Annotated in this window: 15 protein-coding genes and 1 pseudogene; 7 read left to right on the top strand and 9 right to left on the bottom strand. The window is 74.7% G+C overall.

The features are described 5' to 3' along the window. The first annotated feature begins 219 nt into the window (after window positions 1-219). Window positions 220-2,031, top strand: a complete 1,812-nt coding sequence (locus tag AB0L45_RS37600) for a glycoside hydrolase family 15 protein (RefSeq protein WP_365848269.1) — start codon at window positions 220-222, stop codon at window positions 2,029-2,031. A 60-nt stretch (window positions 2,032-2,091) separates the two neighbouring features. On the opposite strand, the gene AB0L45_RS37595 is transcribed toward AB0L45_RS37600, so the two are convergent. Next, complete coding sequence (locus tag AB0L45_RS37595) at window positions 2,092-3,258, bottom strand: beta-1,3-glucanase family protein (RefSeq protein ID WP_365848268.1); 1,167 nt, start codon at window positions 3,256-3,258, stop codon at window positions 2,092-2,094. Beyond that, complete coding sequence (locus AB0L45_RS37590) at window positions 3,255-4,220, bottom strand: glycoside hydrolase family 16 protein (protein ID WP_365848267.1); 966 nt, start codon at window positions 4,218-4,220, stop codon at window positions 3,255-3,257. The genes AB0L45_RS37595 and AB0L45_RS37590 overlap by 4 nt, the downstream gene beginning before the upstream one ends. A gap of 177 nt (window positions 4,221-4,397) precedes the next feature. Between AB0L45_RS37590 and AB0L45_RS37585 the strand changes: the two genes are divergently transcribed. Together AB0L45_RS37585 and AB0L45_RS37580 are read left to right on the top strand one after the other, a co-directional pair. Continuing rightward, the gene (locus tag AB0L45_RS37585; protein ID WP_365848266.1) at window positions 4,398-5,444 is read left to right on the top strand and encodes a LacI family DNA-binding transcriptional regulator; all 1,047 of its coding nucleotides are present in this window, start codon (window positions 4,398-4,400) and stop codon (window positions 5,442-5,444) included. A 243-nt stretch (window positions 5,445-5,687) separates the two neighbouring features. Next, window positions 5,688-7,313, top strand: coding sequence for a PucR family transcriptional regulator ligand-binding domain-containing protein (locus AB0L45_RS37580; RefSeq protein WP_365848265.1), 1,626 nt, complete (start codon window positions 5,688-5,690; stop codon window positions 7,311-7,313). Window positions 7,314-7,409: 96 nt separating this feature from the next. Here the strand turns inward: AB0L45_RS37580 and AB0L45_RS37575 are convergent, their stop codons facing one another. From AB0L45_RS37575 to recN, 3 genes are all read right to left on the bottom strand, one after another. Further along, the gene (locus AB0L45_RS37575; RefSeq protein WP_365848264.1) at window positions 7,410-8,552 is read right to left on the bottom strand and encodes a glycosyltransferase family 4 protein; all 1,143 of its coding nucleotides are present in this window, start codon (window positions 8,550-8,552) and stop codon (window positions 7,410-7,412) included. Between the two features lie 338 nt (window positions 8,553-8,890). Continuing rightward, window positions 8,891-9,673, bottom strand: coding sequence for a hypothetical protein (locus tag AB0L45_RS37570; protein ID WP_365848263.1), 783 nt, complete (start codon window positions 9,671-9,673; stop codon window positions 8,891-8,893). A 123-nt stretch (window positions 9,674-9,796) separates the two neighbouring features. Next, entirely contained in the window at window positions 9,797-11,524 is a 1,728-nt protein-coding gene (gene recN, locus AB0L45_RS37565; protein WP_365848275.1) for a DNA repair protein RecN, read from the bottom strand. Window positions 11,525-11,715: 191 nt separating this feature from the next. On the opposite strand from recN, the gene AB0L45_RS37560 reads away from it, so the two are divergent. From AB0L45_RS37560 to AB0L45_RS37550, 3 genes and pseudogenes are all read left to right on the top strand, one after another. Then, window positions 11,716-13,260 (top strand): ABC transporter permease, encoded by a 1,545-nt coding sequence (locus tag AB0L45_RS37560; protein WP_365848262.1) that lies wholly within the window; start codon window positions 11,716-11,718, stop codon window positions 13,258-13,260. 57 nt (window positions 13,261-13,317) lie between these two features. Further along, window positions 13,318-14,829, top strand: coding sequence for a S41 family peptidase (locus AB0L45_RS37555; RefSeq protein ID WP_365848261.1), 1,512 nt, complete (start codon window positions 13,318-13,320; stop codon window positions 14,827-14,829). Further along, window positions 14,826-15,485, top strand: a pseudogene (locus AB0L45_RS37550) (CPBP family intramembrane glutamic endopeptidase); the annotation flags it as partial. The gene AB0L45_RS37555 and the pseudogene AB0L45_RS37550, both read left to right, overlap by 4 nt. A gap of 165 nt (window positions 15,486-15,650) precedes the next feature. Here AB0L45_RS37550 and AB0L45_RS37545 read toward each other — a convergent pair. The 3 genes from AB0L45_RS37545 to AB0L45_RS37535 are packed head-to-tail and all read right to left on the bottom strand — an operon-like array spanning window position 15,651 to window position 17,750. Then, window positions 15,651-16,589, bottom strand: a complete 939-nt coding sequence (locus AB0L45_RS37545; RefSeq protein WP_365848260.1) for an NAD kinase — start codon at window positions 16,587-16,589, stop codon at window positions 15,651-15,653. Between the two features lie 38 nt (window positions 16,590-16,627). Continuing rightward, complete coding sequence (locus tag AB0L45_RS37540) at window positions 16,628-17,443, bottom strand: TlyA family RNA methyltransferase (RefSeq protein ID WP_365848259.1); 816 nt, start codon at window positions 17,441-17,443, stop codon at window positions 16,628-16,630. Between the two features lie 7 nt (window positions 17,444-17,450). Then, window positions 17,451-17,750, bottom strand: coding sequence for a hypothetical protein (locus AB0L45_RS37535; protein ID WP_365848274.1), 300 nt, complete (start codon window positions 17,748-17,750; stop codon window positions 17,451-17,453). A 283-nt stretch (window positions 17,751-18,033) separates the two neighbouring features. On the opposite strand from AB0L45_RS37535, the gene AB0L45_RS37530 reads away from it, so the two are divergent. Next, the gene (locus AB0L45_RS37530) at window positions 18,034-18,381 is read left to right on the top strand and encodes a sterol-binding protein (RefSeq protein WP_365848258.1); all 348 of its coding nucleotides are present in this window, start codon (window positions 18,034-18,036) and stop codon (window positions 18,379-18,381) included. A 66-nt stretch (window positions 18,382-18,447) separates the two neighbouring features. On the opposite strand, the gene AB0L45_RS37525 is transcribed toward AB0L45_RS37530, so the two are convergent. Next, window positions 18,448-19,260, bottom strand: a complete 813-nt coding sequence (locus tag AB0L45_RS37525) for an ABC transporter ATP-binding protein (RefSeq protein WP_365848257.1) — start codon at window positions 19,258-19,260, stop codon at window positions 18,448-18,450. Window positions 19,261-19,279: the final 19 nt, after the last annotated feature.

Raw genomic sequence — 19,279 nt, 5'->3', positions numbered from 1 at the left:
CCCGCGTGACCCAGGCCACCCGTTCGGCGCAGTGCCGTCTTCCCGCAGCGGCAAGCGGATCACTGCCGTGCGTCGTATCCTGCTCGGACACTCGCCACGAGCCGTCCGGCAAGGCACCACCCCCGCCCGATTTCCGGACTCGCCGCTCGGCAGAGTTTCATGGGCAGGACGGACAAGATCACACGTCCCATGGGGGGCGTCACTCCAGTTCGACGGGAGATGCACGTGGCCGGGCGCATCGAGGACTACGCACTCATCGGCGATATGCAGACCGCCGCTCTTGTGTGCCGGGACGGCACGGTGGATTGGCTGTGCCTGCCCCGCTTCGACTCACCCGCGGTCTTCGCAGGACTGCTGGGCACGGAAGAGAACGGTTTCTGGCGGCTGGGGCCCGCGCACAGCCCCGAAGGCGGGCCGGTGCCCGCCGACCGCCGCCGCTACCGGGGCGACTCGCTCGTCCTGGAGTCCGAGTGGGACACCCCGCGCGGCACCGTACGGGTCATCGACTTCATGCCGCCGCGCGAGGACGCGACGCCGCAGCTGATCCGTATCGTGGAGGGCGTCAGCGGGCGGGTGCCGATGCGCTCGGCGCTGCGCATGCGGTTCTCCTACGGCTGGGTGGTGCCGTGGGTGCACAAGGTCGACGAGCGCACCGTCGCGGTCGCCGGACCCGACTCGGTGTGGCTGGACACGGACGCCGAGACGTACGGCAAGGACCTGACGACGTACGCGGACTTCACCGTCGGCCCGGGCGAGCGGATCGCCTTCACCATCAGCTGGCAGCCCTCGCACAGCCGCCCGCCGCACGTCCCGGAGCCGGAGGCGGCGCTGGAGGCGACCGAGGACTTCTGGCGCGAGTGGGTGGACCACTGCACGTACCACGGCCCGTACCGGGACGCGGTGGTGCGCTCGCTGATCACGCTCAAGGCGCTCACGTACGCGCCGACCGGCGGCATCGTCGCCGCGCCCACCACCTCGCTGCCCGAGGACATCGGCGGCTCGCGCAACTGGGACTACCGCTTCACCTGGCTCCGCGACGCGGCGATCACCCTGTCCTCGCTGCTGCGCACCGGCTACCGCGAGGAGGCCCGCGCCTGGCGCGAGTGGCTGCTGCGCGCGGTGGCCGGCGACCCGGAGAACCTGCAGATCATGTACGGGATCGCGGGCGAGCGGGAGCTGGGCGAGAACGAGCTGACCTGGCTGACCGGGTACGAGAACTCGCAGCCGGTCCGGGTCGGCAACGGCGCCGCCGGGCAGCTCCAGCTGGACGTGTACGGCGAGGTCACCGAGGCGCTGCACCTGGCCCACAACACCGGCCTGGCCCGCAACGACTACGCCTCGCTGCTCCAGCTCAAGCTGATCCAGTGGGTGGAGAAGCACTGGGACGAGCCGGACGAGGGCATCTGGGAGGTGCGCGGGCCGCGCCGGCACTTCGTGCACTCCAAGGTGATGACCTGGGTCGCGGTGGACCGCACGATCAAGCTGATCGAGTCCGGTGACGTGGACGGCCCGCTGGACCGCTGGCGGCAGCTGCGCGAGACGATCCACCGGGAGGTCTGCGCGAAGGGCTACGACCCGGAGCGCAACACCTTCACGCAGTCCTACGGCTCCAAGGAGCTGGACGCCTCACTGCTGCTGATCCCGCAGATGGGCTTCCTGCCGCCGGACGACAAGCGGGTGATCGGCACCATCGAGGCCATCCAGCGGGAGCTGGGCACCGAGGACGGCTTCATCCTGCGCTACCCGACCTCGGGCGAGGACGCGGGCGTGGACGGCCTGGAGGGCGACGAGGGCGCGTTCCTGGCGTGCTCGTTCTGGCTGGCCGACGACCTGGCGATGATCGGCCGCGTCGAGGAGGCCCGCATCCTCTTCGAGAAGCTGCTCTCGCTCCGCAACGACCTGGGCCTGCTGGCCGAGGAGTGGGACTCCAAGCTCCAGCGGCAGGTGGGCAACTTCCCGCAGGCGTTCAGCCACGTTCCGCTGATCGACACGGCGCTGCGGCTGACGGCGAGCGGGGCGTACGGCGGATAACCGGCTCACGGGTGAGGGGCCACGGCAGCGGTGCCGTGGCCCCTCGTCGTGTCCGGTGGCTCAGAACGCCGTCAGCGTCAGCGTCATCTCACGGGGCGCGCCGTCCTCGATGTACGAGGCGAAGTTGGCCACGTCGTCGAAGGCGAAGCCGTACGCCTTGCCGTCGGCGGCCTCGGCGTGCAGGACGCGCGCGTAGTGGTTGGCGAGCTGGCCCTTGTAGAAGGTGCCGGCGTCGGTGGTGGGCTGGGCCGCGTGGTCGGCCAGCGTGGCGCGGTTGAGGGCGGCGCCGAGCACCGCGGCGACCGGGCCGCGCAGCCCGTCGTTGGGGGCTTGCAGGGCGCCGTGGCAGAAGAGCACGTCGCGGGTGGAGGGCTTGGCGATGGAGAACTGGGCGGGCCCCCGGAAGGTGAACTGGCCGCCGCTGACCCGGCCGGTGAAGGTCCCGCGGTTGGTGGTGACCTTCAGGTCCTTGGACGTGTACGCGTTCCAGGCGCGGTCGATGTACGGCGCGAAGTAGTTGCGGTCGAACAGCCCGGCGTCCAGGCCGTGGCTGGGGGCGATGACGCGCTTGTCGCCGACGACGAGCTTGCCGAAGCCGGGCGTGCGGCCGATCTCGGAGAAGATACGGGAGCGGGCACCGGCCTTGAGCGCCCCGGCCGTCTGGTCCCGGGCGCCGACGAGGCGGATGGACATCGGGACGCTGAACATGTCGACCGCCGTGGTGTTGCAGTGCATGCCGGCCCCGTCGTACGTGAACTCCGCGCAGTCGTGCACGATCGGGTAGTTGGGGTCGCCGGAGACCCAGCCCGCGGGGTAGGCCAGCGCGGGCTTGCCGTTGCCGTCCTGCACGGCCTTGAACTTGAGCTTGGAGCCGCAGGCCACGTAGATGCGCCCGGACATCCGCGGGACGCGCAGGTTGGTGTCGCCGTTGGCGGCGAGCGGTATGGCGTAATCGGTGAAGCCGTCCGGGCGGTTGTCGGAGAGGGCGATGGGCTTGATGTCGCCGTTGGCGGTGACCCGGACCTGCTGGTCTCCGGTGTTGCCGACGATGTAGATCCAGACGGCGTTGTTCGCGTAGCGGCCGGTCCGGTTGACGACGTGCAGCGGCAGTCCGGCCGCTACGGCGCCGGCCGGGGCGGCTCCGGCGGTACGGGCGAGCAGGCCCGCGCCGGCTCCGGCGGCGGCCGTCGCGGCGAGGCCGCCGATGAGGGTACGACGGGAGATCATGCGGTGGCTCCTTGCTGTACGGAGACGGACACGTGGTCGACCAGGAGGGACGCTCCGGGGCGTGTCGCGTCGGTGGGGGTGGCGCGGCCCGCGACGGCGTCCGGGAAGGCGCCGCCCATCGCGAGGTTGAGCAGGATGAAGTGGCCGTGGTGGGTGGTCTTCGCCCAGGTGGCGGCGTCCATGTCGGCCGAGCTGACGGTGTGGAAGCGCTGACCGTCCACGGACCAGTGGAGGTATTCGGTAGGGCCGGTGCGGTCCAGTTCCAGGGCGTAGGTGTGGAAGCCGGCCTGGCAGGTGGCGCCGGGGCAGACGCGTGAATTGCCGCGGCCCTGCGACTCGTTGCAGGGGCCGCCGGGGTTGACGCCGCAGTGCAGGACGCCCCAGACGCGGTTGGCGCCGTTGACGTTCTCCATGATGTCGTACTCGCCGATGCCGGGCCAGTTCCAGTAGTTGCCGCGGAATTCGGCGCCGAGCGTCCAGAACGCCGGCCAGTAACCGAGGGCCGCGTCGCCGGAGATGTCCGGCATCTTGACGCGCGCCTCGATCCGCAGCTTGCCCTTGGCCGGGGCGGCGAAGTCGGTGCGGCGGGTCTCGATGCGGCCGGAGGTCCAGGTGCCGCCGTTCTTGAGTGCGGTGATCTTCAGATGGCCCGCGCCGTCGAGTTGCAGGTTCTCGGGGCGGTCGGTGTAGGTCTGGCGTTCACCGGTGCCCCAGTTGGCGGGGCCGCCCGGGTAGCTCTTGCCGGTGTCGATGATCCAGTCGTTGGCGGACGGGCGGGAGCCCGCCGGGCCGTTGAAGTCGGTGCGCCAGACCTGCGCGTACGTGGCCGCCGGCTGGCCGGCCGACGCGGTGGGCAGGGCGGGCGGCCAGGCGAGGACGAGGGCGAAGGCGGCGCCGAGCGAGCCGAGCAGTGCCGCGGTTCTGGCCCGGGTCCGCCGGCGAACGGGTATTTTCGTGTCCATGACATACGCTCCTCGGGCTACGTGGGGGTGTGGTGAGGAGTTCCGTGTGCACACGCGGCCTGAGAGGATTGAGAGCGCTCTCATGCCGTGTAGGGGCACACAGTGCCGACTTCCCGCCGAGCCGTCAAGGCTTGGTGTGGACCAGGGGGTTGGCCCATTTTCAACTTCGGGGGTCGAATGGTGGATACATCGAAGGGCGGACGTCCGACACTGGAGGCGGTCGCCGCGCGGGCCGGCGTCTCCCGCGCCACGGTCTCCCGCGTGGTCAACGGCGGCGCCGGAGTCCGCGGCGAGGTACGTGAACGGGTCCGGCGCGCCGTCACCGACCTCGGGTACGTACCGAACAGCGCGGCCCGCTCCCTGGTGACCCGCCGCACCGGCGCGGTCGCCGTGGTGATCGCCGAACCGGAGGCCCGGGTCTTCGCCGACCCGTTCTTCGGCCGCCAACTGCGCGGAATCAGCCGCGCGTTGTCGGCGGCCGACGTCCAACTCCTGCTGCTCCTCCAGGAGACCCGCGCCGACTGCGACCGCGTCGGCCGCTATCTGTCCGCCGGGCACGCCGACGGCGTACTGATGTTCTCGCTGCACCGCGACGACCCGCTGCCCGCGATGGCCGAGGCGTCCGGCCTGCCCACCGTCTACGGCGGCCGGCCCGGCTGGGCGGACGCCGGTCACGCACCCCGTCCGCTGTACGTCGACACCGACAACCGCGACGGCGCCCGGCAGGCCGTACGCCACCTCCAGGAGCGCGGCCGCCGCCGGATCGCCGTGATCACCGGACCGCTCGACCAGACCTCCGCCCAGGACCGCCTGGACGGCTACCGCGACGCGCTGGCACCCGCCGCACCCGACCCGCGGCTGATCGCGGACGGCGGTTTCACCGCCCGGGGCGGCGAGCGCGCGATGGCCGAGCTGCTGGCCGCCGCACCCGACCTGGACGGCGTCTTCGTCTGCTCCGACCTGATGGCCTCCGGAGCGCTGCGGACCCTGCGGGCCCACGGCCGCCGGGTGCCGCAGGACGTGGGCGTGGTGGGCTACGACGACCTGGACCCCGCGGCGTGGACGGACCCGCCGCTCACCACGGTGCGCCAGGACGTGGAGGAGATGGGCCGCCTCATGGCACGGCTGCTCCTCCGGCGGATGGCGGCGGGGCCGGGGGGCGGTGGGGAGGAGCTGGCTCCGGTGGTCACGGGGGCGAGGTTGGTGGTGCGGGAGTCGGGGTGAGGAGCCGGGGGTGAAGGAGTCGGGGGTGCAGGAGTCCGGGTCCGGGTGAGGGAGCCGGGGTGAGGCCCGCCGCGGCGGCGTGCCGGCGTGTTCGCCGCGGCGGCGTGCCGGTATGCCCGTCCAGTCGGCCCGGCGGCCTGTCCCGGTACGTCCGGCCCGGTACGTCCGGCGGCCCCGTCCCGGTACATCCGGCCGCCCGTCCCGGTACGTCCGGATAGCGGACTGCGGGTAGCGTTCCCCGCCATGGGGCCGGAAGCGAAGATCGAAGCGGTGATCACGGTACGCCGCGCGCTGGAGCTGCCCACGCTGCGGCGCGGGCTGCCCGAGGTGCTGGCCGGCGAGGACCGTCTCGACCGCGCCGTACGGTGGGTGCACGCGGGCGAGGTGCCGCACATCGCGTCGCTCCTGAAGGGTGGCGAACTGCTGCTGACCACCGGCCTCGGCCTGGGCGCCCGCCCCTCCGAACAGCGCGCCTTCGTCCGTGAGCTGGCCGACCGCGACATCGCCGCCCTCGTCGTGGAGCTGGGTTCGCGCTTCGAGGCGCTGCCGTCCGCCGTCGTCGACAGCGCACGGGCCTGCGGCCTGCCCCTGGTGCAGCTGCACCGCGAGGTCCCTTACGTCACCGTCACCGAGGAGATCCACACCGAGCTGGTCAACAGCCACTACCTGCTGCTGCGGCAGGCCGACGAACTCCTGCGCAGCTGTACGGACGTCCTGCTGCGCGGCGGCGGCGCCCCCGAGGTCCTGCGGCGGCTGGCCGCCTTCACGGGCAACCCGCTCTGCCTGGAGGCTCCCGACGGCAGCCCGCTGTACGCCGCGGGCCCGGACGACGGCGGGGCCGCGGACGCCGGTCCCCTCCAGGCGTGGGAGGGGCTGCGGGAGTCCGGCCTGCGGGTGGACGTGCCCGGCGGCGGGCCCGGTCCCGACGCCGTACGCGCCCGTCTGGTCCTACTGCCCGTCAACGCGCCCGTCGCCCCGGTGCACCGGATCGCCGCCGAGCGCGCCGCCGACCTGCTCGCCGTCGTACTGCTCCAGTCCCGGCAGGAGGAGGTGCTGGCCGCGCGCGGACGCGGTGACTTCCTGGCCGACCTGGCGGCGGGCCGGATCACCGCGGGCGAGGCCCCGGCGCAGGCCCGCCTGCTGGGGTTCCGGCCGGGCGGTGAACCGATCCTTCCGGTGGTCATGCGGCTGCCCTCACATCTGCCCACCCCCGGCAGCTGGGCGGTGCTGGCCCGCGCCCTGCGCGAGGAGCTGGCCGCGCTGGGCGTACCCGTCCTGCTCGGCGTACGGCCCGTCGAAGGCCGGGTGCCGCTGCTCGTCGCGCTGCGCGCGGGGCAGGACCGTACGCACATCGCCGACCGGGTCGCCGAAGCGCTCCGCGCGGGAGTCGTACGCGCCGGGGCCGACTCCCCGGCGGCCCGGCGCCCGGTGGTCGTGGTCGGCGCTGCGGGCGACTGGCCGGCGGCCGGCCCCGGGCTGCGGCACGCGACCGAGGCGGCTGCCGCCGCGCAGGGCCTGCCGGAGCAGCCCTGGCACGACGCTCGCCGGCTGGACATCGAGCTGCTGCTGTGGCGGATGCGCGAACACGGCGAACAGGGCGTGCTGACGGACTTCGTGGACCGCGCCATCGGCCCGCTGCTCGTCCACGACCGCGCCGCCCGCCAGCCGCTGCTGCCGACACTGGAGGCCTACCTGGCCAGCGCGGGCCGCAAGGCGGAAACGGCCCGCGACCTCAACGTCAACCGGCAGACGCTGTACGACCGGCTGGCCCGCATCGCCCAGTTGCTGGGCACGGACCTGGACGACCCGCAGACGGTCCTCGGGCTGCGGCTGGCCCTGCGGGCCAGGAGGCATACGGATCGGGGGTGAGGGCGGTCCGGGGGCGCGGTGGTGTCGTGCCGGACAGGTTCCGATGCCGGACGGGATCACGGTGCGGACAGGCGCTCCCGGCGTTCGCCCCGGCGTTCAGCTCTCCCGCCGCTGCATCAGCTCGTCGTACACGCTCAGCACCTGCGCGACGGTGGCGTCCTCGGTCGGCCAGCCCGCGGCCTGCGCGCGGCCGGCGGCGGCGAGCGCGTCCCTGCGGGCGGGGTCAGCCAGCAGGCCCAGGACGGTACGGGCGAGGGCCGCTGCGTCGCCGTACGGGACGAGTTCGGCGGCGTGGCCGACCAGTTCGCGGGTGCCGCCGACATCGGTGGCCACCAGCGGCACGCCGGCCCGCAGCGCCTCCTGGGCGATCAGCGAGCGGGCCTCCCAGCAGCTGGGCAGCACCAGGAGGTCGGCCGCGGCGAGGAGTTCGGGCACGTCGTCGCGGCGGCCGAGCAGGCATACCGGCAGGTGCTCGGCGTCGATGCGCCGTTGCAGCGCCTCGCGCCGGCTGCCCTCCCCCGCCACCGCGACCATCGGCTGCGGGTCCAGGGCGCACCACGCGTGCGCCGCGTCCAGCAGGAGGTCGTGTCCCTGGTGCGTCTCCAGGCGGCCGACGACGAGGATCAAGGGGCGGTCCACCGCGCCCAGTTCGGCACGCTGCTTGTGGGCGGGGCGGTCCTCCGCCGTGAGCGGGTGGTCGCCGGCCCGGGGGGACGGGATCGCCACGGGGGCCAGGCGCGCGTCGCGGGCGCCGCGCTCGCGGGCCCGGTCCACCAGGTCCGAGCACGCGCCGAGGACGACCGCGGCGGCCCGCGCCACCCGCCGTTCCAGCAGGTGGACCAGGCGGGCCCGTGGTCCGTCCGTATGCGCCTTGGTGTGCCAGGTGACCACGAGGGGAACCCGGCGGCCCCGCGGGCCCTGGAGGGCCAACGCGGCGCGCAGGCCCGCCCGCAGGCCGTGCGCGTGCACGAGGTCGGCGTCCCCGCAGGCGGCCCGCAGCGACGTGACGCTCGCCGGGTCGGCGCGCGGCGGCACCGGTACGAAGCGCGCGCCCGCGTCCGTGTAGTCGTAGGTGTCCTCGGCGGCGGGCGGCGCGCACACCGTCACCCGGATCCCGCGCGCCACCAGCCCGGCGGCCAGCGAACGCACATGGGCGGCGCTGCCCGCGCTGCCACGGCCCAGCACCTGGACCGTACGCAGCGGCGACTGTCCGTGCGGCGGGGCCGGGGTGCTGGTCACGTGGGCGGTGCTCCTGGAGTCGGCGGGGGGGGCGGGCCGGGCGGCGCGCCGCGGGTCCGGCTCCGCACGGGGCAGGCGCCGGTACGGCGGCGCGGTCGCGCAGCTGTACGCGCTGCGCCCCCAGGATGCCAGTCCCGGCTGTGGCTCCGGCACCGCCGACGAGCCGCCCCTAGGGCGCACATCGCCCATACACCCACCTGACCACCCATATGGGCGACAAACCGACCACTCCGGTGGCCCAGCGGCAGTGACCTGGCGCGGGGTCCGTCCGTTACGTGCGGACGGTCGAACCGTTACGGACCGAAGGTCCCCACCCTTGCACGCCGGCGGTCGGGCGGTTACGTGTCCACGCTCGCGGCCGTCCGGCTGGCCCGGTCACCGGCCGCCGCGGCCGCGACCAGGGCGGCGGCGTGCGCGGCCAGCCCCACGCGGCCGTACCCGGCGGCGACGGCGAGGCCCAGCCCGGCGCCCAGGGCGTGCGCCCCCGCGTCACCGATCATGGTGCGCTCCCCCAGGTCGTCCGCGAGGACCGCCAGCGCGGCGCCCACCGGAGCGGCGGCCAGCGCCCCGGCCGAGCCGCTCCGCAGCAGGCCCGGCGCCGCCGCGGCGAGTGTGGCCGCCAGTGCCCGGCCCGGCCGTACGTCCACCAGGTTCACGGCGTGCGCGGCACCCGCGATCACCACCCCCGCGAGCACCTTGTCCAGCGGCCGTTCCTTGAGCAGCGCACCGGCGGCCAGCCCGGCCGCACCGATCCCGAGGAGTTTCACCGCACCACTGGTCAACTCCCCGTCCCGCAGGGCCGACAGATGCGCCCGGAAGCCGCGCCGTGGATCCCCCGCGCCGGCGAGGTCGTCGTACGCGCCGCAGCCGCCTGCCGCCAGGACGGCCAGCGCCGCCGCCGTACGCGTACGGGCGGGCAGCCCCGGCGCGGTCACGGCGGCGAGCGCGGTGCCCGCCGCGGTGGCGGGACCGCTGTACAGGTCGACCGTGCGGCCGGCGTGGTTCGTCCGCTGCCAGCGCCCGCGCCCGCCGGGCGGCCGGCGCCGGAACTGCCCGTACACGGCCCGGGTGACGCCTGCCGCGGCAGCGAACGGCAGGCCCTTGCGCAACGTAGCGATCATGACCAGCAGCCTAGGGAGCCGGTCCGGGATCATGATCAGCAGCCCAGGGAGCCGGTCCGGGCTTGCGCTCGCGGGGTCGCGGCTCCGGGGCCGGAGGCACGGCCCCGCGCCGCGGGTTCCGGCTCAGCGCACCGCGCGGGCGGTCTCCAGCAGCTCCTCCGCGTGGGCCCGTGCCGTCTCGGAGTCCTCCTGACCGGCGAGCATGCGGGAGAGTTCGCGTACCCGGTCCTCGCCCTCCAGGACCGTGACGCCGCTGCGGGTGACCGAGCCGTCGTGGGTCTTCTCCACCAGCAGCTGCCGGTCGGCGAAGGCCGCGACCTGCGGGAGGTGGGTGACGACCACGACCTGGGCGGACCGGGCCAGGCGGGCCAGGCGGCGGCCGACCTCCACGGCGGCCTTGCCGCCGACGCCCGCGTCCACCTCGTCGAACAAATAGGTCGGTACGGGGTCGGAACCGGCGAAGACCACCTCGACCGCGAGCATCACCCGGGAGAGTTCACCGCCGGACGCGCCCTTGGCGATGGGGCGGGGCGGCGTGCCCGGGTGCGGGGCGAGCAGCAGCTCCACCTCGTCGGCACCGGTGGGCCCGAAGGCCACCGAACGGCCGCCGACCTCGACGCCGTCGTTCTCGTCGGCGGTCTCGGTCTGGCTGATCCGGACGCTCACCCGGGCGTGCGGCATGGCCAGCTCGGCCAGCTCGGCCGTCACCGCGTCGGCGAATCGCTTCGCCGACGCCTCGCGGGCGTCGGTCAACGCCTGCGCCAGCTCGCCCAGTTCCGCGCGCAGCGCGTCGCGCTCCGCGGTCAGCTCGCCGATCCGGTCGTCGTCGCCGTCCAGTTCGGCGAGGCGGGCGGCGCCCTCCTCGGCCCAGGCCAGTACGGCGCCGATGTCCTCGCCGTACTTGCGCGTCAGGTGCGTCAGCGCGGCCCGGCGCTCCTCGACGGCGGCCAGCCGCAGCGGATCGGCGTCCAGCCCGTCCGCGTAGCTGGCCAGTTCGCCGGCCACGTCGGCCATCAGGATGCCGATCTCGCCCAGCCGCTCGGTGAGCGCGGACAGCGCGGGGTCGTGGCTGCGTACGGCGTCCAGCGCCCGGTGCGCGCCCGCGACCAGGGTGCTGGCGTCGACGGCCTCCAGGTCCTCGGGGTTGCCGGCCAGCGCGGCGTGCGCGGCCGCGGCGGCGGAGGCCAGCGCCTCGGCGTGGCCGAGCCGTTCGGCCTCGGCGGCCAGCTCGGTGTCCTCGTCCGGCTGCGGTTCGGCCGCGGCGATCTCCTCCAGGCCGAAGCGCAGCAGGTCGGCCTCCTGGGCCCGTTCGCGGGCGCGGGTGGTCAGCTCGTCCAGCTCGGCGGCCACGGCGCGCAGCCGCCGGTACGCGGCGGTGTACTTGGCGAGCGGTACGGACACCGCGTCGCCCGCGTAGCGGTCCAGCGCCTGCCGCTGCCGGGCCGGGCGCAGCAGGCCCTGCTGGTCGGTCTGGCCGTGCACGGCGACCAGGTCGTCCGCCAACTCCCCCAGCAGTCCGACCGGGACGGAACGCCCGCCGACGTGGGCGCGCGAGCGGCCTTCGGCCGAGACCGTGCGGCTGATCAGCAGCGTGCCGTCGTCCAGCTCGGCGCCCGCCTCCTCGGCGCGCACCGCGGCCGGGGCCGCCGGGCCCACCGCTATGCGCCCCTCCACGACCGCCGATTTGGCGCCGATCCGCACCAGGGCGGGGTCGGCGCGCCCGCCGAGCAGCAGCCCGAGGCTGGTGACGACCATGGTCTTGCCCGCGCCCGTCTCGCCGGTCACCGCCGTGAAACCCGGCGACAGCTCGACGACGGCATCGTCAATGACGCCCAGGGACCTGATCCGCATCTCCTCCAACACGGATACGACCTTACGAGGTCCTGGGCCCGCCCCGCGACGGCCTCCCCTCGCCTTGCCGCCCCGCCCTGCGGAAAACCCCACTGCGAGAACGGATGTTTTCCTCATGGTGGACCCCCTGCACCGCCCGTCACGCTGAAGCAAGCAGCTGAAGCAGGAACACGAGCGAAAGGGGGTGCCGGATGTCCGCGGGAGCGATGGGAGCGATGGGAGCGGGCGAGGTACTGCCTGGGACGGTGTGGTCCGGGCCGGTGCCGCCCGGGGCAGCGCCGTCCGGGCCGATGCCGCCGGCGCCCGGCCACCCCGCACCCGGCCACCCCGCACCCGGCCACCCCGCGCCCGGCCGTCCCACCCGCGGCAGGTCCGCCCACGGCGGGTCCGCGACCAGTGGGCCGGCGCGGGCGGCGCTGCGCGGGCACCGGGCCTCCTTCGCCGGGACGGCCGTCGCGGCCCTGTTCGCGGCCACGGTGGTCAGCGCCTCGACCATGCTGCTGGCCTCGACCGGGACGAAGAGCGCGCCCGCCGCCGCGCGGCGCGCCCTGGCGGCTTCCGAGGTGGGCATCATGGCCACCGCCTTCCTGCTCGTCTCCGTCTACCTCTCGGTCTTCGTCCTCGCCTCGACCATGGGCACGGCCGTCACCCAGCAGCACCGCGAATTCGCCATGCTGCGCGCGATCGGCGCCCGGCCGTGGCAGATCCGGCGGGCGGTCGCCGCGCAGGCCGTCGCGGCGGCGGTGCCCTCGGCCGTGGCCGGCTTCCTGCTCGGCGGGGTGCTCGCGCGCTGGTGGTTCGCGGGCATGGCGGAGCACGGCCTGATCCCGCCCGGTGTCGGCTTCACGTTCAGCTGGGTGGCACTGCCCGTGTGCCTCGCGGTGGCGACGGTCACCTCGGCCCTCGCGGGGGTGCTCGCGGCGAGCAGGTTCGCCGCGCTGCGCCCCGCGCGTGCCTTGCGGGAGGCCGGCGCGGGCCGCCGCAAGCTGGGGCTGCTGCGGCTCCCCCTGGGGCTGGCGGCGATCGCGGGCGGCGCGTTCGTCTCCCGGTTGTCGGCCGACCGGCCGGAGAAGGCGGGCGACGGCGCGTTCATCGTCCTGCTCCTGTTCTGCTTCGGCGTCGGTCTGCTCGGGCCGCGCATCGTCGGCCCGGTGGCCTGGCTGGTCGCCCGGTCGGCGGGCCGCCTGGGCAGCGCCGCCGAGCTGGCCATGCTGAACGTGACGACGCAGGCGCGCCGCTTCTCCGCCGCCGTGGTCCCGCTGGTGCTGGTCGTCGCGTTCGGCACGACCAAGATCGCGATGCACACCACCGCCCGGCACGTGACCGGTTCGGCCGGCCCGGCCCGGTCGGTCTGGATGGACTACGTCGGCACCGGTCTGTACGCGGGCTTCGCCGCCATCGCCGCCGCCAATACCCTGGCCATGATCACCATCGAGCGCCGCCGTGACCTGGCGCTGTTGCGTGTGATCGGCAGCCGTCCGCGCCAGGTGCGGTCCATGGCCGCCTGGGAGGCGGCCGTCGTGGCGGGCACGGCGCTGCTCCTGGGCACCGCCATCGCGCTCTGCACCCTCGCTCCGGTACTGCGATCCCTGTACGGCAGCCCGCTGCCGTATCTGCCGTGGCCGGCCGTCCTCGGGATATCCGGCGGCGTGCTCCTGCTGACGCTGCTCGCCACCGGCCTGCCGGTCCACGCGGCCCTGCGCCGCCGCGCCGTGGAGACCCTCGCGGCGACGTGACAGCGGCTGATGCCGGCCATGAACCACACCGCAACGCGACGCAAGGGGGACAAGACCATGACCGAGCAGTCGGCCCCGCGACCGGTGACGCGGTCGGTCCAGACGTCGACCGGCCCTCGGCCCACCCGGCGGACCGCCCTCCTGCTGGTCGTCACCGCCCTGGCCACCGCCTGTACGCCGGCCACCGGCGCTCAGGCGCTCCGGGCGTCCGAGGGAGTTGCGGCGCAGCCCGTGCCGACGCGCGCCGCCTCCCTGGAGGGAGTGTGGCGGATGGACGGGTACGGCACCCTCGTCACGATCGGCGGGCGGCGGCTGCGCACGTACGAGACCACGGCCGTGAGCTGCCTGCCCGGTTCCGTCGACGCTGCCCGTACGGGCCGGCCGGACGCCGCGGGCCGGGTGGCCTTCGACGTACCGGACGCGCCGCGCGTCACGGTCGTCCCGCAGAGCGCCGGGGTGGCCCGGCTGAGCGTCCAGGACAACGCCGGGTACCGCACCCTCCACCGGATCAGCGGGCTGCCCGCCCGCTGCCACCAGCGCCCCGCGAAGGACCCCCGCACGGTCTTCGACGTCTTCTGGCGCACCTACGCCGAGAACTACCCGTTCTTCGCCGCCAAGGGGGTCGACTGGGCCGCCGTCCGCGACCGGTACCGCCCGCGCGTCACCGCGCGGACCACCGAGGCCGAACTCTTCGCCGTGCTGCGCGCGATGATCGAGCCGCTGCACGACGGGCACACCAGGCTGACCGCGGGAGCGGGCCGAACCTTCGCGGGGCTGCGGCCCGGGACGGTCGCCCCCACCCCGGCGTTCCTGAAGCGGGTGGACGCGGCGATCGCCGCCGGCCTCGGCCGGGACGTCGCCCTGCGGCGCTGGGCCGGCGGCGCCCTCTCCTATGCCGATCTCCCCGGGCGCCTCGGCTACCTCCGCATCACGTCCTTCCACGGCTACACCGGCCGCGCGGGCCACGAGAACGACGTCGCGGAGCTGGACCGGGCGCTGGACGCGGTGTTCACCGAGGCCCGCACGTCGGGGCCGCGGGCCCTGCGCGGACTCGTCGTCGATCTGCGGCTCAACGGCGGCGGCTCGGACCTGCTCGGGCTGCGCGTCGCCTCCCGGCTGACCGGCCGCCCGTATCCGGCGTACCGCAAACACGCGCGCAACGACCCGGAGGACCCCCGTAAGTTCACCCCCGACCAGACCGTACGAGTGCGCCCGTACGACGGCCCGCGCTACACGGGCCCGCTCGCGCTGCTGACCGGACCGCTCACGATCAGCGCGGGCGAGACCTTCACCCAGGCCCTGCTCGGCCGTACGCCCGCACCGGCCCGTATCGGCGAGGCCACCCAGGGCCTCTTCTCCGACACGCTGGACCGCACCCTGCCGAACGGCTGGAAGTTCGCCCTCCCCAACGAGGAGTTCCTGACCCCGGACGGCCGCACCTTCGACGGCACCGGCATCCCCCCGACCCTCCGCACCCCGGCCTTCACCCCCGAGGACCTGACCTCCCGCCGCGACCCGGCCCTGACCCGCGCCCGCACCCTTCTGGCCACCGGCCACCCGGCGCCATGACTCCGGCCACGACGGGCGGCAGCCCGCGATCGCCCCGCACGTTCGTCGCGGTACTGGCCGCCCTTTCCGTCCCGTTCTGGATGGCCGGCGCGGTCTTCGACCTGTCCGCGACGCTGCCCATGGGCATGCCGCTGAGCGCGTTCCAGTTCGTCCTGCCGGTGGCGGTGGCCTCGTTCCTCGTCTTCCGCGAAGAGGGCGGACGCGGGGTACGGCGGCTGCTGAAGGGCACCTTCTCGGTTCGTGGCGCGTCCGGACCCGGCTGGTGGGCGCTGGCCGCCCTCCTGATGCCCGCCCTGTTCCTCGTGACGTACGGGCTGCTGTCGTCGGCCGGGGGGCCGCCCTCGGGGCCGCGTTCCCCGCTCGCCTCCGCGCCGCTGCTCCTCGTGCTGTACTTCGTCGCCGCGGCGGCCGAGGAGGCGGGGTGGACGGGGTATCTGCTGCAGCCCGTGCGGGAGCGCTGGGGGACGCTCGGTGCGGGGCTGCTCATCGGTCTGGTGTGGGCGGCCTGGCACCTCGTCGCGTACGTCCAGGCCGACCGTTCGGCCCTGTGGACAGCCGGCCAGGTGCTCGGCTCGGTCGCGGCACGGGTGCTGATGGTCCTGCTGCACGACGGTTCCGGCGGGTTCGTGCTGACAGCCGTCCTCGTGCACACGACGATCAACCTCGTCGAGTCGGTGTTCCCGGGCTACCCGGAGCACGCCGCGCCCGCCCTGGTCCACGGCGCGGTCGCCACGCTCGCGGCCGGGGCGCTGCTCCTCTCGGGGCCAGGGGCGGGTCTCCGCCCCCGGGCCCGAGGAAAGCCGTCGGTCTGCCCGGGCCCGTTACTGCGGCGCCCCCCGCCACCCCGCCACCGGCAGGGCGAACTTGGCCACCAGGCGGTCGGTGAAGGAGGCGTGGTGCAGGCGGGCGAGGCGTACCGGAGTCGCGCCGCGGCGGACTTCGACCCGGGCGCCGGCGGGCAGTTCGACGCTGCGGCGGCCGTCGCACCACAGCACGCCGTGCGGCGTCTTGGGCTGGACCTCGACGGCGAGTACCGAATCCGGCGAGGTGACCAGCGGCTTGGCGAACAGCGCGTGGGCGCTGATCGGCACCATCAGCAGGGCCTCGACCTCGGGCCAGACCACCGGGCCGCCGGCCGAGAAGGCGTACGCGGTGGAGCCGGTCGGCGTGGCGCACACGACGCCGTCGCCGCCGAAGCGCGAGACGGGCCGCCCGTCGACCTCGGTGACGACCTCCAGCATCCGTTCCCGGGCCGCCTTCTCCACCGACGCCTCGTTCAGTGCCCAGTCGGTGTGCGCGATGCTGCCGTTGTTGCGGACCAGGACGTCGATGGTCATCCGCTCCTCGACCTCGTAGGAGCGGGTCACGACCCGGTCGACGACCTTGTCCAGGTCGTCGCGTTCGGCCTCCGCCAGGAAGCCGACCCGGCCGAGGTTGACGCCGAGCATCGGCACCCCGGACGTACGGGCGAAGTCCGCGCCGCGCAGCAGCGTCCCGTCGCCGCCGAGGACCACCAGCAGCTCGCAGCCCTCGGCCGCGCACTGCTCGGACTCGACACGCACCACGGACGCCGGCAGCGGCAGGTCCGCGGCCTCCTCGGCCAGCACCCGTACGCCGATGCCGCTGCGCAGCAGCCCCTGGACGACGAGTTCGGCGCTGCGGACGGCCGCGGGGCGGCCGGTGTGGGCGAGCAGGAAGACCGTACGCTGCCCGGACGGCTCCGGGCCGCCTTGCGACGGTGCGGTACGGGTGGTGCGCAAGCCGGCTGTCTCAGCCGCTCCGGATGCTTCAGAACTGGTCAACGGGGCCCCTCCGCCACTGCTCGGTCGACGTCCGCCGGGTCGAGTGCGTCCGCCCCGGCGCGCAGCCACAGAAAGTACTCGACATTGCCGGAGGGACCGGGCAACGGGCTCGCCGTCACACCGGCCACGCCCAGTCCCAGCGCGGCGGCCCGCTCGGCGACGCCGCGCACCGCCTCGGCCCGCAGTTCGGCGCTGCGCACCACCCCGCCGCTGCCCAGGCGCTCCTTGCCGACCTCGAACTGCGGCTTGACCATCAGCACCAGGTCGGCGTCGGGCGCCGCGCAGCGCACCAGGGCGGGCAGCACCAGACCCAGCGGGATGAAGGACAGGTCGCCCACGACGAGGTCGACGGGCTCGCCGTCGAGCTGTTCCAGCGTCAGTTCACGCACGTTGGTGCGGTCCTTGACGGTGACCCGGTCGTCGCTCTGCAGCGACCAGGCGAGCTGCCCGTATCCGACGTCGGCGGCGACGACGTGCCCGGCTCCGGCCCGCAACAGCACGTCCGTGAAGCCGCCGGTGGAGGCGCCCGCGTCCAGCGCGCGGCGGCCGGCCACCTTCAGGCCGCGGGGTGCGAACGCGGCGAGGGCCCCGGCCAGCTTGTGGCCACCGCGCGAGACGTAGTCCGGGTCGCTGTCGTCCTCGCGGACGACCAGGGCCGCGCTGGTCTCCACCTGGGTGGCGGACTTGGTCGCCGTCGTCCCGCCGACGGTCACCCGCCCCGCGGCGATCAGCTGGCTCGCGTGTTCGCGCGAGCGGGCCAGCTTGCGGCGCACCAGCTCCGCGTCGAGTCGGCGTCGTGCCACTCCTGCCACCTGTGGTTCAGCTCCTGTTGTCGTACGTTGCGGACGGCCGCGGGGACGGGGGCGCGCCGGCCGGGCCGGTGCCGGACGGACCGGCGGGCCCTGGACGCCGGTCGAGAGCGGCCAGCGCGTCGCGCAGTCCCCGGTGCACATCCTCGTACACCTCCAGGTGGCCGCTCGCGGCGAGGTGGTCGGCGTCGGCGAGGCGCCGCAGCTGGGCGTCGACGGCGGCGTCCCCGGTGGGCGTGACGACGACACCGAGCGGCTGCGGCCCGGCGGGTCCGCCCGGCCCACTGCCGTCCGCCCCGGGCCCGTCCACGCCAGGCTCCGCGTCCACGCCAGGCTCCGCGTCCGCGTCAATCCCGTGCGCACCGGACCCGTCCGCTGCGGACCCGTCCGCTGCGGACCCGTCCGGCGCCCGGAGCCCCGGCCCCCGGCCCTCCGCGTCCGTACCGTCCGGTACCCACCCATCCGGTACCCGCCCGTCCGGCACCACACCCGCCACCGGCTCTCTCGGCTCTTGCATGCCTCGACGCTACCTCGAACCGCCCGCCGACCGGGCCACCGCCCGCCCGCCCCGTACGGGCGTATCGTCGATCTCGATGGCAACCCTCGAAGAGTGCCGCGCCGCCCTCGGCCGGCTCGCACAGAACCTCTCCGCCGCGAACGGCGACGTCCGCAGCGCTGCCGCGCTCGACCGCTCGCTGAGCTGCTGGATCACCGACCTGGACGTCACCTTCACCGGCCGGCTGGCCAACGGCACCCTGGAGGACGTCACCAGCGTCCCCGGACCGCCGCCCGAACGCGCCCAGATCCGCCTGACCATGCGCGGCGACGACCTGGTGGCGATGGTCGACGGCGAGCTGCGCTTCGCCAAGGCGTGGGGCAGCGGCCGGGTCAAGCTGGAAGCGGGCTTCCGCGACCTGCTGCGCCTGCGCTCGCTGCTCTGACGGCGGCGACGCGCACCGGCACCGGCCCCGGAAGGCCCGCGCCCCGCCCCCGCCCCCGCCCCGTCCTCAGGACACCGCGGCCGCCGCCTCCGTACGGGCCTTGCGCGCCGCCGGGACCACCAGCGGCGTGCCCGTCTCCGGGTCGTCGATGACCTGGCACTTCAGGCCGAAGACCCGCTCGACGAGGTCGGCGGTGACGACCTGCTCCGGCGGCCCCTCGGCGACGATCTCGCCGCCGCGCATCGCGATCAGGTGGGTGGCGTAGCGGGCGGCGTGGTTGAGGTCGTGCAGGACGGCGACGAGGGTGCGGCCCTGCTCCTCGTGGAGTTCGGCGCACAGGTCCAGCACCTCGATCTGGTGCTGGATGTCGAGGTAGGTGGTCGGCTCGTCCAGGAGGAGCAGCGGCGTCTGCTGGGCGAGCGCCATGGCGATCCACACGCGCTGCCGCTGGCCGCCGGAGAGTTCGTCGACGTAGCGCTCGGCGAGCTCGCCGACGCCGGTGGCGTCCATCGACTCCCGTACGATCCGCTCGTCCTCGCCCGACCACTGGCGCAGCAGTCCCTGGTGCGGGTAGCGGCCGCGCGCGACCAGGTCGGCGACGGTGATGCCGTCGGGCGCGACGGAGGACTGCGGCAGCAGCCCGAGGGTGCGGGCGACCTTCTTGGCGGGCAGCGAGGAGATGGCCGAGCCGTCCAGCAGCACCGAGCCGGCGGCCGGCTTGAGCATCCGCGACAGGGCGCGCAGCAGCGTGGACTTGCCGCAGGCGTTCGGTCCGACGATGACCGTGAAGGAACGGTCCGGTATGGCCACCGAGAGGTCCTCGGCGATGACCCGCTGGTCGTAGGCCAGGGTCACGTTCTCGGCCGTGAGACGGCTCACTGCGTTGCTCCTTGTCGGG

Source organism: Streptomyces sp. NPDC052496, from assembly GCF_040679095.1.
Taxonomy (GTDB): Bacteria; Actinomycetota; Actinomycetes; order Streptomycetales; family Streptomycetaceae; genus Streptomyces.
The sequence above is the reverse complement of the archived record's forward strand: the minus strand, read 5'-3'. Positions and strand labels throughout refer to the sequence as shown.